Raw genomic sequence first — 17,874 nt, 5'->3', positions numbered from 1 at the left:
GTAAAATAGGGCGCAGACATTTACTAGGTGTGAGAGAAAGCTGACATGATTGATCGTATAGACCGCAGAATTCTGGCAATCCTGCAGGAAGACTGCACTGTACCAGTTGCAGAGATCGGACGGCGCGTAGGACTTTCAACCACACCATGCTGGCGGCGCATTCAGAAGATGGAAGAGGACGGCGTGATTACAGGCCGTGTTGCCCTTCTTGATCCCCATAAGGTGAACACCAAGGTCACCGCGTTTGTTGCCATTACCACCAGCAGACACAATGACGACTGGCTGCGCAAGTTTGCAGACGTCATCAAAGAGTTTCCCGAAGTGGTAGAGTTCTATCGCATGGCAGGGCAGGTGGATTACCTGCTGCGTGTTGTTGTGCCGGATATCGAAGCCTATGACGGCTTTTACAAGCGTCTGATTGCCAAGATCGATATCGCGGATGTATCAACGACGTTCGCCATGGAGCAGATCAAATACACGACAGAGCTGCCTCTGGCCTATGTGCCAGCGGAAAAGCCTAAGACGGTCGCTGTTTAAGCTGATCGTTTGATCTAAGGAAAAAAGCCCGCCAATGATGCGGGCTTTTTGCGTTTTTAATACGGCTTATTTGCTCGACTTGTTCATGCGGGCAAGTAGGGACGATGTATCCCAGCGACCGCCGCCCATGTCCTGAACCTCGCCATAAAACTGGTCAACAAGGGCAGTAACTGGAAGCCTCGCGCCAATATCATCAGCAGTATTAAGGCAAATCTTCAGATCCTTGCGCATCCAGTCCACGGCAAAACCGTGCTCGAAGTGCCCGTCACGCATTGTCTCCCAGCGGTTTTGCATCTGCCACGACTGGGCAGCGCCGCCGGAAATTGCAGCGATCACCTTCTCGATGTTCATGTCAGCCTTCTGCGCAAAATGAATTGCTTCTGAGAGACCTTGAACAAGACCGGCGATGCAGATCTGGTTCACCATCTTGGTCATCTGGCCAGAACCGGCAGGGCCCATCAGGCCAACGAATTTGGCAAAGCAATCAATAACAGGCTTGGCTTCTTCAAACACGCTTGGCTCGCCGCCAACCATCACTGTAAGAACGCCGTTCTCAGCGCCCGCCTGACCGCCGGAAACAGGAGCGTCGAGGAAGTGGAAGCCCTTGTCTCGCGCTGCAAGATCAAGCTCTTTTGCCACCTGAGCAGATGCTGTGGTGTTGTCAATAAACACCGCGCCTTCTTTCATGCTGTGGAACGCGCCATTTTCACCAATAGTGACCGAGCGAAGGTCATCGTCATTGCCTACGCAGCAAAACACAAAGTCACAGCCTTCTGCTGCTTCCTTTGGCGTCTTGGCGAAACTACCGCCGAAGTGCTTTGCCCACTCTTCTGCCTTGGCCGTTGTACGGTTGTAAACGGTCACATCATGACCGCCACGGGTCTTCAAGTGACCTGCCATCGGGTATCCCATGACCCCAAGCCCGATAAACGCAACTTTTGCCATTGTCCTACTCCCGTTTCGTTTGCCGTTCGTCGTTTATGTTGGTGCCCACTATTTCCAAGTTTTGGGAAAATATCAAAGCGTGATGCACGCCATTTGCACATTTTGAAGCAGCTATACCCCTAAAGTTGTGAGGGTGGAGCTGCGTCACAAACAAAAAAGGCACCCGATGGGTGCCTTTCTCAAATGCGTTAGCGTCGTAGATGACGTGTAAGCCGTTGCTCGATCTTCTCCCAGATCTGGCGAAGCGTCTCCACCATAATCAGGTACATAATCGCGGCCCAGATATAGGACTGGAAGTCATAGGTGCGCGAGAATGCACGGCGGGTTTCACCCATCAGATCAAGAATGGTGATGATTGCCACGATAGCAGAGCCCTTGATCATAAGGACGATCTCGTTGCCGTAAGGGCGCAGAGAAACGATCAGAGCCTGCGGAAGAATGATCTTCCAGAAGGTGAGCCACTTTGGCAGACCAAGCGCAGCAGCAGCTTCCCACTGGCCTTTAGGCATGTTCTGGATCGAGCCGCGCAGGATCTCCACCTGATAGGCAGAGGTGTTTAGCGTCAGCGCCAATACCGCACAGTACCAGGCATCACGGAAGAACCACCACAGATTGATATCCTGAAGGAACGGACGGAAGGAGCCAGCGCCGTAGTAGATCAGGAAGATCTGCGCGATCAAAGGAGTGCCGCGAACAAAGTACACATAGCCATAGGCGATGGAATACAAAACGCGGTTCTTCGACATGCGCATGGCAGTCATCGGAATGGAAAGCAGAGCGCCAAGGCCGATTGAAATCGCGACGAGCTTAAGCGTTGTCTCAAAACCGCTGATAAGCTTAGGGCCATACTTTTCAAGGAACTTAGGATCGGCAGTAACGCCAAAACCGTCAGGTCCGCCGAAACTGAATACAACGTCGTTGGAATAGGCGAGGAACCACAAAATACCAAGGCCGCTGATAATCCATGCCGTCAGCCAAGCTGTACCTGCAACACGGGCGATGGACCAGCCTGCCGAACGTAAAACTGGCGGTTTGCGGGATTCGATGAAGTTCTCGCTTACATAATTGTTTTGCATGCTCATCTTTTGGCCTCCCCTTTACGGGTCCATGCTTCGACACGCGCAAGGCCGCTGGATGAGATAACAGCCAGAACGAGGTAGATCGCACAAGCGACGGAGAAGAACAGGAATGGTTCTTTCGTGGTGCGCGATGCCATCTGCGAATAGCGCATGATGTCGGCAAGACCGATAATAGAGACCAGCGCGGTTTCCTTCAGCAAGATGAGCCATAGGTTGCCCAGTGCTGGAAGAGAAAGGCGCAGGAGCTGAGGCCAGATAACAAGGCGCATGGTCAAGCCGCGGCTGATACCAAGCGCGTATGCACCTTCATACTGACCTTTTGAAATGCCGCGAAACGCGGAGAGAAATGCTTCGGAAGCGTAGGACGAGAAGACCAGCGCAAGTGCGATCATACCCGCAAGAAATGCGTTGACCTCAAAGGTACCGCCACCGAAAAATTTCAGGACCTGCTGAATGAGGATCTGGCCACCATAGTAAACCAGAAACAGGGTCAGCAGCTCGGGAAGGCCACGGAAAATGGTAGTGTAGACGTTTGCAGCAGCACGTAGGCTCGGTTCTTCCGAGTTCTTTGCCAGAGCGATCAGGAAGCCCACAACGAGGCCAATTGGAAGAGTGGCCAGTGCCAGCGAGACAGTCATGGTGACGCCTGCCAGGATCTGGTCGCCCCACCCGTCGGGTCCGAACGATAGCAGCTCTAGTATTTGTTCCATTCTGGAGGGTGTCCTATAATCCACCTACAGGCAAAGGCGGAAGGGTTCCTTCCGCCTTTGCTCTTCGTTATTTCACCTAGCTGGCGCCTTATTCACCGTAGGCGTCAAATGCGAAGTACTTATCGTTAATTTCTTTGTACTTGCCGTTAGCGCGAATTGCCGCAATGGCATCCGAGAACATAGCAGCAAGGTCTTCGTCGCCCTTACGAACGCCGATACCGGCACCTTTACCGTGGATCTCGTCTACGGATTTCAAAGTACCGAGGATTTTGCAGCAAGAACCTTCGTCAGAATCGATCCAGCCCTGAAGAACCATCACGTCGTCGCCAACTGCATCAACGCGGCCGCTTTCCAGGTCCAGCTTGTACTCTTCCGAAGTTGGATAAAGAACAATGTCAGAGTCTGTAAAGGTCTGCTCAGCGTAAATAGAGTGGGTGGTGGAAGACTGTGCACCGATTTTCTTACCGGCGAGGTCAGCTGGAGTAACACCCTTCAGATCGGAGTCCTTGCGAACAGCGATTGCTGGTGGAGTGTTGTAGTACTTTTCGGAAAAGCTGATCTTTTCCTCACGTTCTGGAGTGATGGACATGGAAGCGAGAATAGTATCGTACTTACCAGCGATCAGACCCGGAATGATGCCATCCCAGTCCTGAGTTACCCACTCACACTCAACTTTCATTTCTTCGCAAAGAGCGTTGCCGATTTCGATGTCGAAACCTACCAGCTCACCTGCAGAAGTGGTGTAGTTGAATGGAGGGTAAGCACCTTCGGTACCCATACGGATCTTTTTCCATTCTTTAGCCTGAGCGCCCCCAACAGCGACCATAGCCAACGCAGCAACTGCTACAATATGCTTCAAACGCATCACTTTTCCCCCTGGTCTTATGTACAGGGATCTATAAAAGGCTCCCTGTCTAGCCGGGTTCATTGTTCTAACAAAACTCGCAGGAGTTCAACCGTTTTAACGGATTACTCAGCCGTTTTAATGGCAATTTACCCGATGGTTGGATTGGCTAATTGACGGATTACCGGCGGCTGGGGATAATTATCCCTCTATACGGGCATATTAGGAAAATCTCTCTCCCTCTGCGTGTTTATGTAAAACACCCATCCGTATACATGCTGCAATTATTAGTAAGTGATTCTAATCGGTTTTGCCAGAAAGGGAGTGCGAGCAGAGCGCTATCTGTGTCCGCCAGCGCCCGAAATCCAGCCGCTACCTTAGAGCCCAACCTGCGAGAACGGGATAAACGGAACGGGGTCGCCCTTCGTTACATCCGTCAATGTTTCCTCCAGAACAACCAAGCCATCAGCAAAGGTTAGGGAGGAAATTTGCGCTGAACCGTCGTGGCGATACTTTTCTACAAACTCGCCGCCAGCCCCGTCAAAGCGCCGCTTTGCGCGCAAAAACTCACGTCTTCCCGGTCTGCGTCCGGCTATCGCGAACCCTGCTGGCAGTAAAACAGGTTCTGCCTCTGTAAACGGAGCACCAGCTCTGGCGAGAAGGAAAGGGCGGGCAAAGCTCAAGAAGCTGACAACAGCGGCGACAGGGTTGCCCGGCAGACCAATGAAGTTGCAGCCGTTAATAGAGCCGAACATGAACGGACGGCCCGGTTTTATGGCAAGCTCCCAGAACTCGATGTTGCCCAGCTCTCCAACAACCTGCCCAACGATATCTGCATCACCTTTTCCAGCGCCGCCAGAGGTGATGATAACGTCAAATGTGCCCTGAAGAGCTGTAAGGCGCTCCCGAACAACGTCCCGTTCGTCCGGCAATATGCCAAGGTCGGTTACATTCACCGGCAGACTGCTAAGAAGCCCGAACAGCAAAAACGTGTTGCTGTCGTATATCTGGCCGCTCTCCAGCAAATTGCCGGGACGCACCAATTCATCGCCCGTAGAAAGCAACCCCACACGTAACGGCGTGCGTACCGGCACAGTGGCTAAACCATCAGCCGCCAATGCGCCAATGTGTTGAGGTTTAAGGAGTGTGCCTCTTGAAACGAGAGTATCGCCAGCCCGTACATCCTCGCCGCAGCGGCGAATATTGCTGTCTTCGTCAAAGGCTCGGGTGACTGTCACGAAGCCGTCTTCTGCCTCGCAATCTTCTTGCGGCGCTACAAAGCGGCAGCCTTCAGGGATAGGCGCTCCGGTGAAGATGCGAATGGCTTGGCCTTCTGTGAGCCTGCGATCAAAAGGGTGACCGGCAAAGGTCTGTCCAACAACGGGAAAGCGCTGGCCACTGGCGCTTTGGGCTTCTGCGTTAATGGCATAGCCATCCATAGCGGAGTTGTCTGCAACAGGTACATTACGGTGTGCAACTTGATCGCTGGAAACAATGCGGCCTAACGCTGAAATAAGCGGAACCTCTTCCTCGCTTTGTTTGCTGAGCGCCTGCGCCCGAAGATGTTCAAGAGCTTGGGTGTAGGTGAGGGACTGGCTGTTATTGTTCATTGTTGCTGCCTGGAAACTGGAGCGCCTGTATTTCTGTAGGGGGAAAGCGGCTTATTGGCCGCCTTCATGATTGATGCCCAAGGCAAGGCTTTCAAGGATAGTCTCGGCCTCATGCATACTTTCAGCATCATTGATGTTGAAGAACGGGTCCACTTCCTCCTCGCCAAACCGGATTGGCGGGAAGGGGCAGAACACGGCCTCTTGTGCCTGACAAAAGCCCATTAAGCGGCGCTCTCCGGCGTCAAGATATGCTTGCAATGTATCAGCAAGTGAAACCGGCCATAGTGTGCAGGTAGGGTGGGCACGGGAAAGGCAACTGGAAACCACGGGCACACCCGGGTTGCGTCCTGCGGTCTTTAGAAGGGTTTCCACCGCATCCATCGGGAAGAAAGGCGTATCAACGGCAACCGAAAATACAAACTCCGGTTTGCTTGGCATAGACTGCGCCCACCGTAGCCCCGCAAGAATCCCTGCAAGAGGGCCGGGAAAGTCAGCAATCGGATCATGCAGGATCGGGATGCCAAGGTCTTCATGAGCTGGCATAGGGTGGTTGCTGCTCAAAGCGACGTGGGCAAGCTGAGCGTTTAGACGGTGGTAAACGTGCTCCAGTAGAGACGTGCCACCAAGAAGCGCGAGTGACTTGTCGTTCCCGCCCATACGTAGGGAGCGGCCACCGGCCAGCAAACAGCCAACAACATGTTCGGGTTTGGTAGAACTGGACATTTTTGAAAGACCTTCAGTACTCATCGGCCAAACTTCTATAGTCTCCAACCATCTCTATCCTACGGAATTTAGCGGATAGGGGGAAGCAGGCACCCGCACATTTGTGAAAGGTGGCCACAGAATATGGTCGCAAAGTCAGCGGCTAGCAGCGTTACATAAGCGCGATACGCGTTGTTATGCGGCTCTGCTCCATATTTGCTGAAAGCAGCATCAAGACCTCGTAAAATTCTTCGCCGCTCATGTGAGTGGGATAGTGGGCAAGGTCTGCCACAAAACGAGGGTAGCGCTTTTCCGGTTCATCGCGCAGATCACAAAAATGCATCCAGCTGGTATGGAAGAGGCGATAGGGCGCTCTGTGCTTGGCAAGAATGCAAATGTCGGTATGCCGCTTATCGCTCATGGCACAGTCGAGAGTGGAAAGAACCGCATCGCTCGGCCCTTCCAGTAACTGAAAGATGTGTGTGTCCGTCAGCAGAAGAGCACCTGTCACACCAGCGCGCTGATTAATTCTGCGGCTGCGCCTCAGCGTTTTTTCCACCTCTTCGTCCAAATCTCCACGAAGGGCGGGCCAATGAATACGACTACGGTAACTGAGCTGATTGATTTCCATGCAGCAAGCTCCTCTGGCTAGGCAAAGGGTGCGCGCTAAAAGTTGGCAAAACGTAAAAGTCCTGCGTCATATTCTTCCTAAGTAATTGAAACATATGGCGATAAAATAGAGATAATTGCTTAGATGAATATTGAGTAACTCGCCCCGCCGCCGGCGAAAATTTAGCGACTTGGGAAGAGGGCGTCTCAGGTAAGCGGGTGCCTAAGTCCTCTTAGGTATTAGCTTAATGCACCGCGTCCCTAGGCTCCGCGAATACCCTCCGCAATTGCAACAGTTTGAAAAGCGCTGGGGTTTCCATGCCTCTTAACGGTTAGTTTTTCCGTTTGGTTCTTTTGCGGTATGCGGATGTTAGCTGTGAAAAGAAAATTGAGATTTGTAACTCTGGGGCCTAGTGGCAACAACCACGAGATGGTTACGCGCAAATACATCAAGCTAAGAGGTTTGGATGCGGAAGTTATTCTGATCGATGACTTCTTCGAGGGGCTGGAAATGCTCCGCTCGGATGCCGCTGATTTCCTGTTGCAGGTTGCTGTCCACCCAGACTGCGCCAGCGTCGTTGCTCGCGGCCATTTTGAGTTCGGCGTCCATGTGGTCGATACCTTCATCTCACCGAGTAAGGACCTTGCTGTCATCACTCGCAAAGACGTTGAACGGCCTACAGCGCTGGCATTGCAACCGGCGACCGAAGCTTATGCTGATCTATCGGCGTGGCCAGAGAAAATAGCGGTCAGTTCGATCATGCGGATCGCAGAAGGACTTCTTTCAGGAAAATACGAAAGCGGTCTCACTACGCTAGAGTTCGCTCAAAAGCATCCCGATAAGCTCAGAGTTGATATCACCGTCAAGAGCTTGGATGACCCATGGATTGTTTTCGGCAAGAAGCGCGTGGCAAACGGGGAACCAGTCATCTGGCCAGATAGCCCAGTGCTCGACCAGTTCTAAGCTCGGGTTAAAACGTGGTGTCCGCTCATTGGCGAGCGCCCATATTCCAGTTCAAATAATAACACCGCCGAAGATATCTCCGGCGGTGTGTGTTTTAACGGGTAAGCCGTTAGAGCGTAATGCGATAGCGGGCAAAGCCTTCTTCGCCATCACCAGCATCTTCAATCGCAACGCCTTCAACATCGGCCATAAAGGTTTTTGCCTTTGGTCCGGTGTCGAACAATACAGAAGTGTCTGCAACTGGAACAAACGACCAGTTGGCATCTGCTGTTGGGTTGATGATGCCTTGCTCAACGATGTAGCGAACCAACACGTCGCGGTTTGTGTCTGGACCAACAAAGACAACAACCTCTTCACCGATGCCCGGGAAGTTACCGCCACCGCCAGCACGGTAGTTGTTGGTTGCAACGATGAACTCCTGATCAGGGTCGATCGGTTTGCCTTCAAACATCAGGTCAACAATACGGGATGCGTTTGCATCAAGCAGATTGCCTTTAGGGTCGTACTTGGAAGGCTGGGTGAGATCGATCTTGTAGGTCACGCCATCAATCACATCGAAGTTGTAGCTTGGGAACTTCGGATTGATGAGCGTCTGGTCCGCACCACCTGCGGTGATCTGGTTGAAGATACCAGCCGAGCGTTCCAGCCATTCTTTCACGCCAGCACCGTTGATCTTCACCGCGCGAACTGTGTTCGGGTAAAGGTAAAGGTCGGCTACGTTCTTGATAGCAACAGAGCCCACAGGAACGTCGGTGTAGTAGTCTGGTCCGCCGCGGCCACCTGCTTTGAACGGAGCTGCTGCAGAAAGAACAGGCAGGGCTGCATGTTCACCGCCTGCAAGCATCTGTTTGATGTACCAAGTCTGCGCCTGCGAGACGACCTGTACGGATGGGTCATCCGCTACAAGAGCGAAGTAGGAGTGAAGAGGGGCTGCGGTTTTGCCTACCGGACGACGAACGTAGGCAAGAGTGGCCTCGTGGTCTTCTTTCACAGAATCCAGAACAGACTGAACGCTCTCAACGGTTGGGATCTTCTTGCGTCCGTCTTTCATGTAAATGCCCGGCGCTTCACTCATGAAGTTTGCAATGCGCCAGCTGTTGCCATCACGCTCCAGCATCAGGTCAATAACGCCAAGGTGGGAACCCCAGAAGCCACCCATTGCAGCAGGCTTACCCATCAACGTGCCTTTTTCGGCATCAACACCCGGCAGGCCTTCATAGGCAGGGCCAGGGAACACAAGGTGATGGTGGCCGGTGAACAAGGCGTCGATACCCTCTACGCCAGCAAGGTGCAGAGAGGCGTTTTCCATACCATCGTGATAGCTGTTTGCATCAATACCGGAGTGGGATAGCGCAACGATGATATCGCAGCCCTTTTCCTTCATTTCAGGAACCCAAGCCTTCGCCGCATCAACGATATCGCGGGCATTGGCTTTACCGGTAAGGTGGCGCTGATCCCAGTTCATGATCTGCGGCGGAACAAAGCCGATGAAGCCGACCTTGATCGGGTACTCTTTGCCTGCACCGTCGCGAATGGTCTTGTCGACAATCACATATGGCTTGAGGAAAAGGTCATCGCCGCGGCCGTTGGAAGCCAAGGAGCCTTTGGTGAGGTTTGCGCAAACAAACGGGAAGTTGGCGCCAGCGAGGGTCTTGAACATAAAGTCCAGACCGTAGTTGAACTCGTGGTTGCCGAGGGTTGCTGCATCAAAGCCAAGTGCGTTCATGCCTTTGATGACAGGGTGAACATCACCTTCCTTCAAGCCGCGCTCATAGGCAATAAAGTCGCCCATCGGGTTGCCTTGAAGAAAGTCGCCATTGTCTACCAGCATGGTGTTGCTGGCCTCTGAGCGGATACGCTCTACAATCGCGGCGGTACGGGCAAGGCCTGCGGTATCGATAGCGCGGTCGCTATAGTAGTCGTAGGGAAAGACATGAACGTGCAGGTCAGTCGTTTCCATAAGACGCAGGTGAGCTGTGCCTTCGCTTGCCAGCACTGAGTACGGGTGCATAAACGCGGCCGCTCCGCTGGCTGCAAGACCACCCAAAAAAGTGCGACGATTGAGTTGAAACTTCAAAGACATTTTATAAATCCATTACAACGGAATAACTCTGGACCTTAGGAGGTCGGCGAACATGTTCCCAAAGAGCTGAATATCTCAAGATATACGTAAGACTACAGTATGCAATGCTGTTGTCCAATTCTGAACTTTCCGGTGCATTGCACGCTGTGAGGGGGGCAAAAACGCCTTAAATATTGACCCGCCCTTTAGAAGGGGCTACGCGATTCCCGTGACAGTTTCAGGAAACGCTAAGAACGAAGAGGGGTTGTCTTTTCATGTCTGAACTGACGAAAGAGCGGATTGAGGAAGTTCTACAACAGGTCAAAGGACCTGACGGGGCGGGCAACATCGTTGAGCTGGGTCTGGTGCAAGACCTGTTTGTCTCCGGTGGCCGCGTTGTTTTCTCCATCCGTGTACCAGCAGATCGAGCGGAAGAGCTGGAAGGCCTTCGCCGTGCAGCAGAGCGCATTGTTTCTGTTCTGCCGGGCGTAGAAAAAGTGATGGTGGCGCTGACAGCCGAAAAAGCACCGTGTTCTGCATCGCCAACACCGACGCCTCCACCGCCACCCCCAACTCCTTCGCGTAGTACGCCCCCTCGCAACAAACCAGCGGCACCTTCTCCGGTTAACCGCGTTCCAGTTCCCGGCGTTAAAAACATCATCGCTGTTGCCTCAGGCAAAGGCGGTGTGGGCAAGTCCACAACCTCGGTCAATCTCGCGCTCGCACTGCAAGAAGCAGGGCTTCGTGTAGGCCTGCTGGACGCAGACGTGTATGGCCCATCCATTCCCAAGCTCATGGGCGTAAGCGGCCAGCCAGAGGTGCTGGAAAACCGGATCATGAAACCGCTTGAGGCTCATGGCATCAAGCTGATGTCCATTGGTTTCTTGGTAGATGAAGAAACGGCGATGATCTGGCGTGGCCCGATGGTGGTTTCCGCTCTTAACCAAATGCTGCGCGAAGTGGCTTGGGGTGAGCTGGACGTTCTCGTCGTTGATCTGCCACCGGGCACCGGTGATGTGCAGCTGACGATGGCGCAGAAAGTGCCACTACAAGGTTCCGTTATCGTTTCAACGCCGCAGGATCTGGCACTGCTTGATGCTCGCCGCGGTATCGCAATGTTCCAGAAGGTCGATATTCCTGTATTCGGCCTGATCGAGAATATGAGCCACTTTGTATGCCCTGACTGTGGCAGCCGTCATGATATCTTCGGTCATGGTGGTGCACGTGCAGAGGCGGAAAAGCTTGGCCTACCGTTCCTTGGTGAAGTGCCGCTGACTATGGATGTACGCGCTCAATCTGATGCAGGTGTACCGATTTTTGCTGCAAACCCGGAAAGTGGCGCTGCGCAGGCTTACCGTTCTATTGCACAGCAGCTGAAAGGCTCGTTGGAAGCCTAACCGCTAACGCAAGAGGCTCGTTCAACCTGCTGTGCGTTTCCGCATCGCTGACCGTAGAGAAATAATTGAAGCCGAGGAGAGAGGGTAGGGCGTATGTCCCGCTCTTCTGTCCTCGGCTTTGTCATAGGTTCCTTTACGCATGCCTCTAAGATATGCGTATTGGAGACAATAGAAAATTGCATTCCCGATACAATTTAATAGCAGTTAACTTGCTGTGATATTTCAAAAAATATCTTGTGGGACGTGGCACCATGTCACGTTCAATGGGGGCTTTTACCTGCAGTATGGTGCCCGTGAAATTCCGTAAGGCGGATTATCCGTAAGGCGGTTACACATGGGCTACAGGGGCTGCTGAGGCGGGGTCTGTAGGGCCCGCTCCAAGGAGCCATTGAAAGCCAATGTTCGCAAAAGAGAATGGCAGAGCGATGCTCGCCATGTTTTTGTCGACAGCCTGTTTCATGTTCAACGACGCAGTCTTCAAGTTCGCGACTGAGAGCATGCCAATGGGCCAGTTTATCTTCCTTCGAGGTCTGGTCACCACAAGCGCCATGTTCGCCGTGTGTCTCTACTTCGGATACTTCCGCATGGGCCGTAGGCTGCTGCACCCTGTTGTGCTGGCTCGCTCCATTTTGGAGGTGATCGGCTCGGGCATGTATCTGACCTGCCTGACCAAGATGCCTATCGCTAACGCTACAGCAATGTTGCAGGTCATGCCGCTAATGATGACGGCAGGCGCTGCCATATTCTACGGTGAGGTTGTTGGTTGGAGGCGCTGGAGCGCCGTCGCCTTCGGTTTCTTCGGTGTGCTGCTTATGATCCAGCCGGGTCTTGAGGGCTTTGATGCTTGGTCTCTGTTGGCCATTGGCGCGGTCTTCTTCATGGCTATGCGTGATCTGGTAACCCGCCGTATGCCAAAGGGTACCCCATCTATGGGCGTTACCTTTGTGGTTTGTCTTGCTGTTACGTTTATGGGCCTTGGTCTTGGTACTCGGGAACAGTGGGGCACCGTTGAGGCATGGCACTGGGCACCAATTCTTGCGGCCTCCGTATTCGTTATTGGCGCTTACTTCTTTGCTGTTGTGGCAACCCGCGCCGGCGATATCGTAGCCGTCGCACCAATGCGCTACACAGGCCTAATCTGGGCAACAGTCATTGGTGTGATTGTTTGGGGAACCTCTCCAAACGCACTGACCATCATGGGTATGGTGATTGTTGTAGGTTCCGGCCTTTATATCGTTCACCGCGAACGCGTGGGTCTGCGAGAAGAAAAGATGGGCCACAAGCTGAAAGAGGAAGACAAGCCTCTAACGCCAGATCTTCACGGCGTTCCGGCCGAGTAAGGCCTAGCAAAAACGAAAACCAGAATCGGGCGCCTACGGGCGCCTTTTTCATTTCTGCGGTTTTCCGCGCAAAACTTTACTGGATGAGTGACGCTAGGAGAGGGGATTCTTTAACAAGCGCAGGTGAGTCTCTTTTTATTGCGGTGTTTTAGAGCCCGAAAAATGGCGAGTTTTTGCTAGGGTTAATGCATAGTAAATTTAGATCTATAGTTTTTATTTAATAATTACCCTAATGAAAACAGTGGCTTATGGATCTCTTGTCTAGGTATATTTGTCTAATAAAAAACAACTGCAATATGCAGGATGTACTGATGGGAAATTTCCGATTTGGGATTCATACATTGGCAACTTTCTCAGCTCTAGATTGTCCTCATCCCCGGAGCACACGGGGCTTAAGGGTTAAGTTGGAGTAGAAAAATGTTTGCTAAGTTTCTTAAAGACGAGTCCGGTGCAACTGCTATCGAGTACGGTCTGATCGCTGGTATCATGGCAGTAGCTATCATCACTGCATTTGGTATTTTCGCTGACGATCTGGAAGCAGCGTTCACCAAAATCGGTACTGCAATGAAGGGCTAATAGCCATTCAGCTGAAACACCAAAAAACCGCTGGTACTGCCAGCGGTTTTTTTGTTGCTCAAAGCTTCTTTAAAAAAGGGAAGTGGTTGTAACCGTTAGCCGCCGGTCATGCTCATGTGGCGCGAAACGGCAGGTGTCTTCGTGTTGCGGTCAATCACAAAGTCATGCCCTTTAGGCTTGCGGGAAATCGCTTCCTCAATAGCCTGATTGAGAATTTCGTTGCCTTCCGAGGCGCGTAGAGCTGCACGTAAGTCTGCGCTGTCTTCCTGTCCAAGGCACATATAGAGCATACCGGTACATGTGACGCGAACGCGGTTACAGCCCTCGCAGAAATTATGTGTCATCGGAGAGATGAAGCCCAAGCGCCCGCCAGTCTCTTCAACCTGAGTATAGCGAGCAGGGCCGCCGGTCTTGTATGGAATTTCCTTCAAGGTGAAGCGCTCTTCAATGGAAGCGCGGACCTTGCTAAGCGGCAGATACTGATCCACCCGCTCGCCATCAATCTCGCCAAGCGGCATGGTCTCAATCAACGTGAGGTCATGGCCGCGTCCATGCGCCCATTCCAGCATAGGGATGATCTCGTCTTCGTTGAAACCCTTTAGGGCCACCGCGTTGATCTTGACAGAAAGGCCAGCTTCCACGGCGCTATCAAGACCCTGCATTACCTTATCAAGATCACCCCAGCGGGTTACCTCTTTGAATTTGGCCGCATCAAGGGTGTCCATCGAAACGTTGATCCGGCGCACACCGCAATCGTAAAGCTCCTTGGAGAAACGATGCAGCTGCGTACCATTGGTGGTGAGGGTAAGCTCTTCCAACGCACCGCTATCCAGATGACGGGAGAGGTTGCGGATGAAGCTCATAATGTCTTTGCGTACCAGCGGCTCGCCGCCTGTCAGGCGTAGCTTGCGAACGCCCTTTTCGATAAAGGCGGTGCATAGGCGGTCGAGTTCTTCAAGCGAAAGAACATCCTTCTTTGGAAGGAAAGTCATGTTCTCTGCCATGCAATAAACACAGCGCAGGTCACAGCGATCGGTAACTGAAACCCGCAGATAAGAAACCGGACGACCAAATGGGTCTATGAGTGCTGGTTTGCTGGTCAATATCTTGAACGCCCCCTCATAGCGGTGGTGACGCAACTTGAAACTGAAATGATGCCCAGTTGCTACGTACTATCTATTAGGTAAATGTAATTTAATGTTTCGAAAGGTCAATGCTTGCCTACTCGCAAAGCGAAGTTATCTTCTGCGACGATTTGGAAGGGCTTTGCCTTCCAGTTATGCAGAAGGGGCCCTGAAAGCAGGCCCCTCCATTAAACTCATTTATATCAGCAGGTTATCGAAGGACAACCACACGAGCTCCAACCGGAACGTTCTGGTAAAGATGGATCACATCTTCGTTGGCTAGGCGAATGCAGCCGGAGGAGACTGCAGAGCCAATAGTCCAAGGCTCGTTACTACCGTGGATTCGATAGATTGTGCTGCCGATATAAAGGGCGCGGGCGCCAAGCGGGTTGTTAGGGCCACCTTCCATGTAGGCAGGAAGAATGTTGCCTTTACGGGCCTCACGAGCACGCATCACTGCAGGAGGTGTCCAACCCGGCCACTCGGCCTTGCGGGTAATGCGGTGTGTGCCGGACCATTGGAAGCCTTCACGACCTACACCAATACCGTAGACCATTGCCTTACCGCCTGGACGGATGTGGTAGAGGCGGCGTTCGGCGGTGCTGATAACGATGGTACCTGGAGAGTACTTACCGTTATAGCTGATCATTTTCCGCTGGATGGGAGATTTGCCGGAACGGGCATGTCCATACTTGACCCATTGCTTTGTGTTGGCGTCAAAAAACTTGCCCGAACTGGAGCCAAATGCTTGGGAGGAGGTGCTGAACATCACCGCGCTCAGGGCGATGGCGACAAGTGCGATTAGTTTGCGCATTTCGGTTCCCTGTATGCTGTTTTATTATTGCTCGAACGCTTGAGGGATACTCTGCGTCAAGTGCATTTAAGTTCACCGGTTTGGATTGCGAAGGCGTTAACGCTCGCACTGCGAGTGCTTCCACTTTCAAGTTAAGGTTATTGCAAAACAAGGGTAATTGGAAGTCATTGCGCCAATAAATACTAAAATTGTTCTATTTATTGAGTGGTGCAGTGTTTTCTAATGCGAAATCCATCTATTGTAATTGATGAAATGTTTTCGTCATTGCTTTGATTTTATTTTGAGTTTTGTAAAAGTAAGTCGGTCTTTATATAAAATTGAAAAGGGCGCCGAAGTGTTTTCTTCGATGCCCTTTCATTTCAACCTGTTGTTGGTGCTCTAGCTGAGCTTGAGCTCCTTAAAGAAGTCATTGCCCTTGTCATCCACCACGATGAATGCAGGGAAATCTTCAACCTCAATCTTCCATACAGCTTCCATACCCAGCTCTTCGAACTCCACCACCTCAACGGATTTGATGCAGTCTTGAGCAAGACGGGCAGCAGGACCGCCGATAGAGCCAAGGTAGAACCCGCCATGTGCCTGACAGGCGCGGCGCACCTGAGCGGAGCGGTTGCCCTTTGCAAGCATAATCATGGAGCCGCCAGCAGCTTGGAACTGGTCAACATAGGCGTCCATGCGGCCAGCTGTCGTCGGGCCGAAGGAGCCAGATGGCATACCTTCCGGCGTCTTAGCCGGACCTGCATAGTAGACAGGGTGGTTCTTGATGTAATCCGGCAGAGGTTCGCCAGCTTCCAGACGATCACGCAGTTTGGAGTGCGCAAGGTCACGGGCCACAATAAGCGGTCCGGTGAGGGAGAGGCGCGTCTTGATAGGGTACTTGGTCAATTCGCCAAGTATTTCCGACATAGGACGGGTAAGGTCGATCTTCACCACCTCATCGTCCAGATGCTCATCGGTCACCTCAGGCATGAACTGCTCTGGATGACGCTCAAGCGCTTCCAGGAAGATGCCATCCTTGGTGATCTTGCCCACGGCCTGACGGTCGGCAGAGCAGGATACGCCAATGCCGATTGGCAGGGATGCACCGTGGCGCGGCAGGCGAATAACACGCACGTCATGGCAGAAGTATTTGCCGCCAAACTGGGCGCCAACACCTGTTGCCTGAGTTAGTTCGTGGATCTGCTTTTCCATTTCCAGATCACGGAAAGCATGGCCAGCTTCAGAGCCCTCGGTTGGCAATGTGTCCAGATAGCGGGCAGAGGCGAGCTTGACGCTCTTCAGGTTCATCTCTGCGGAGGTGCCACCGATGACAATCGCAAGGTGGTAAGGCGGGCAAGCTGCTGTTCCAAGCGTAAGGATCTTTTCCTTCAGGAACTCGATCATACGCTCAGGGGTTAGCAGGCTCGGCGTGCCTTGGAAAAGGAAGGTCTTGTTTGCAGAGCCGCCGCCCTTCGCCATGAAGAGGAACTTGTAAGCATCTTCGCCTTCGCTGTAGAGCTCGATCTGCGCTGGCATGTTGTTCTTGGTGTTCTTTTCCTCGAACATGGAAAGCGGCGCGAGCTGAGAGTAGCGCAGGTTCTTTTTGAAGTAGGCATCGCGTGAGCCTTCACCAAGCGCAGCTTCATCGTTGCCGTTGGTCCACACGCGGCGGCCCTTTTTGCCCATAACAATGGCGGTGCCTGTGTCCTGACACATCGGCAGCACGCCAGCTGCGGAGATATTGGCATTCTTCAAAAGGTCAAATGCAACGAAGCGGTCGTTGTCGGTTGCCTCAGGATCATCCAGAATTTTGCGAAGCTGCTCCAGATGGCTGGTGCGCAGGTAATGGTTGATGTCTTTAAAGGCCTCTTCGGCAAGAAGGCGCAGGCCTTCCTGTTCCACCTTCAATACGGTGGTGCCGTCAAACTCGACTTCGCTCACATAGTCGCTGGTGAGTTTGCGATATGGGGTTTCATCCGTTCCAAGCGGAAACAAAGAGGTGTGTTTGTAGGCGGGAGGGGTGGTATCGGACATGGCAGCCTCCGAAGCAGAAACAACGACTGAGTTATAAAATCTCTTTGTGCAACTAATTAAGCGCCTTGCCCTTTATCGTAAAGAACTTACGGATCAATACCTTCAAAAAAGCAGGTCAGCCTGTACTAATTGATGATAGCAAAACGGATAGGCCGTTGGAGAAATGCAGAAAGCAAGGGATGTGGAGCTATTGAACACGCTCCTAGTACTATCGTCACCCTGTGCCTTTGGTCCTGATGTCATCCTGTCGCGGTCCGGATGTCACCCCGCCCACGGTTCTGACGTCACCCCGCACCCGATGCGGGGGCTAGGGCTGGCTGCGGGTCTTTCTAGATACCGGATCACCGCTCCGCTCGTCCGGTATGCCGGAAGGGGTGGAGGCACTGTGCGGTAAGCAGGACACTATCTCGTTGGATGGAAGTCGTTAAAAACGAGCACAGCCTCCGCCTCACTCACTAGCAGGAGTCGGCAAACATGGGCAATGATTGCTCAGTACCAGTGTCACCCCGCACTTGATGCGGGGCCTAGGGAAGTCCGGGGGGGGCTTT

General features: G+C 52.7%; 16 protein-coding genes. 5 read left to right on the top strand and 11 right to left on the bottom strand.

The features are described from left to right. The first annotated feature begins 48 nt into the window (after positions 1-48). On the top strand, positions 49-537 hold the full coding sequence (locus E1162_RS06965; protein ID WP_503328169.1) for an Lrp/AsnC family transcriptional regulator: 489 nt from the start codon (positions 49-51) through the stop codon (positions 535-537). Between the two features lie 66 nt (positions 538-603). Here E1162_RS06965 and E1162_RS06960 read toward each other — a convergent pair whose 3' ends face one another. The 7 genes from E1162_RS06960 to E1162_RS06930 form a co-directional block, all read right to left on the bottom strand. After that, positions 604-1,482, bottom strand: a complete 879-nt coding sequence (locus E1162_RS06960; protein WP_155128685.1) for an NAD(P)-dependent oxidoreductase — start codon at positions 1,480-1,482, stop codon at positions 604-606. A gap of 188 nt (positions 1,483-1,670) precedes the next feature. Beyond that, positions 1,671-2,558, bottom strand: a complete 888-nt coding sequence (locus E1162_RS06955; RefSeq protein WP_155128858.1) for an ABC transporter permease — start codon at positions 2,556-2,558, stop codon at positions 1,671-1,673. Positions 2,559-2,560: 2 nt separating this feature from the next. Beyond that, a complete protein-coding gene (locus E1162_RS06950; protein WP_155128683.1) occupies positions 2,561-3,271 on the bottom strand; it encodes an ABC transporter permease in 711 nt (236 codons plus the stop codon). An 88-nt stretch (positions 3,272-3,359) separates the two neighbouring features. Next, entirely contained in the window at positions 3,360-4,136 is a 777-nt protein-coding gene (locus tag E1162_RS06945; RefSeq protein ID WP_155128681.1) for an ABC transporter substrate-binding protein, read from the bottom strand. Positions 4,137-4,492: 356 nt separating this feature from the next. Continuing rightward, positions 4,493-5,725, bottom strand: coding sequence for a molybdopterin molybdotransferase MoeA (locus E1162_RS06940; RefSeq protein WP_155128679.1), 1,233 nt, complete (start codon positions 5,723-5,725; stop codon positions 4,493-4,495). Between the two features lie 51 nt (positions 5,726-5,776). After that, positions 5,777-6,448 carry a molybdenum cofactor guanylyltransferase MobA gene (gene mobA, locus E1162_RS06935; protein ID WP_257098724.1) on the bottom strand — a complete coding sequence of 224 codons (672 nt, stop codon included), beginning with the start codon at positions 6,446-6,448 and terminating at the stop codon, positions 5,777-5,779. Positions 6,449-6,599: 151 nt separating this feature from the next. Next, positions 6,600-7,058, bottom strand: a complete 459-nt coding sequence (locus tag E1162_RS06930; RefSeq protein ID WP_155128675.1) for a BLUF domain-containing protein — start codon at positions 7,056-7,058, stop codon at positions 6,600-6,602. Positions 7,059-7,424: 366 nt separating this feature from the next. Between E1162_RS06930 and E1162_RS06925 the strand changes: the two genes are divergently transcribed. Further along, positions 7,425-8,000 (top strand): hypothetical protein, encoded by a 576-nt coding sequence (locus tag E1162_RS06925; protein WP_155128673.1) that lies wholly within the window; start codon positions 7,425-7,427, stop codon positions 7,998-8,000. Positions 8,001-8,109: 109 nt separating this feature from the next. Here the strand turns inward: E1162_RS06925 and E1162_RS06920 are convergent, their stop codons facing one another. Continuing rightward, positions 8,110-10,083 carry a bifunctional 2',3'-cyclic-nucleotide 2'-phosphodiesterase/3'-nucleotidase gene (locus tag E1162_RS06920; protein WP_155128671.1) on the bottom strand — a complete coding sequence of 658 codons (1,974 nt, stop codon included), beginning with the start codon at positions 10,081-10,083 and terminating at the stop codon, positions 8,110-8,112. A gap of 254 nt (positions 10,084-10,337) precedes the next feature. Between E1162_RS06920 and E1162_RS06915 the strand changes: the two genes are divergently transcribed. From E1162_RS06915 to E1162_RS06905, 3 genes are all read left to right on the top strand, one after another. Then, positions 10,338-11,459 carry an Mrp/NBP35 family ATP-binding protein gene (locus E1162_RS06915; protein WP_155128669.1) on the top strand — a complete coding sequence of 374 codons (1,122 nt, stop codon included), beginning with the start codon at positions 10,338-10,340 and terminating at the stop codon, positions 11,457-11,459. A gap of 398 nt (positions 11,460-11,857) precedes the next feature. Next, complete coding sequence (locus E1162_RS06910; RefSeq protein WP_155128667.1) at positions 11,858-12,799, top strand: DMT family transporter; 942 nt, start codon at positions 11,858-11,860, stop codon at positions 12,797-12,799. Positions 12,800-13,216: 417 nt separating this feature from the next. Then, positions 13,217-13,375 (top strand): Flp family type IVb pilin, encoded by a 159-nt coding sequence (locus E1162_RS06905; RefSeq protein ID WP_155128665.1) that lies wholly within the window; start codon positions 13,217-13,219, stop codon positions 13,373-13,375. Positions 13,376-13,470: 95 nt separating this feature from the next. On the opposite strand, the gene moaA is transcribed toward E1162_RS06905, so the two are convergent. From moaA to E1162_RS06890, 3 genes are all read right to left on the bottom strand, one after another. After that, positions 13,471-14,478: a GTP 3',8-cyclase MoaA gene (gene moaA, locus E1162_RS06900; protein WP_155128663.1), complete on the bottom strand. Its 1,008-nt coding sequence runs from the start codon at positions 14,476-14,478 to the stop codon at positions 13,471-13,473. Between the two features lie 232 nt (positions 14,479-14,710). After that, a complete protein-coding gene (locus E1162_RS06895; protein WP_155128661.1) occupies positions 14,711-15,313 on the bottom strand; it encodes a L,D-transpeptidase in 603 nt (200 codons plus the stop codon). 378 nt (positions 15,314-15,691) lie between these two features. After that, positions 15,692-17,326 carry a fumarate hydratase gene (locus E1162_RS06890; protein WP_155128659.1) on the bottom strand — a complete coding sequence of 545 codons (1,635 nt, stop codon included), beginning with the start codon at positions 17,324-17,326 and terminating at the stop codon, positions 15,692-15,694. Between the last annotated feature and the right edge of the window lie 548 nt (positions 17,327-17,874).

Origin of the sequence: Pseudovibrio flavus (assembly GCF_009711345.1) — a bacterium.
Lineage (GTDB): Bacteria > Pseudomonadota > Alphaproteobacteria > Rhizobiales > Stappiaceae > Pseudovibrio > Pseudovibrio flavus.
Note: the sequence above shows the minus strand (reverse complement) of the source record. Positions and strands in the feature narration are given on the sequence as shown.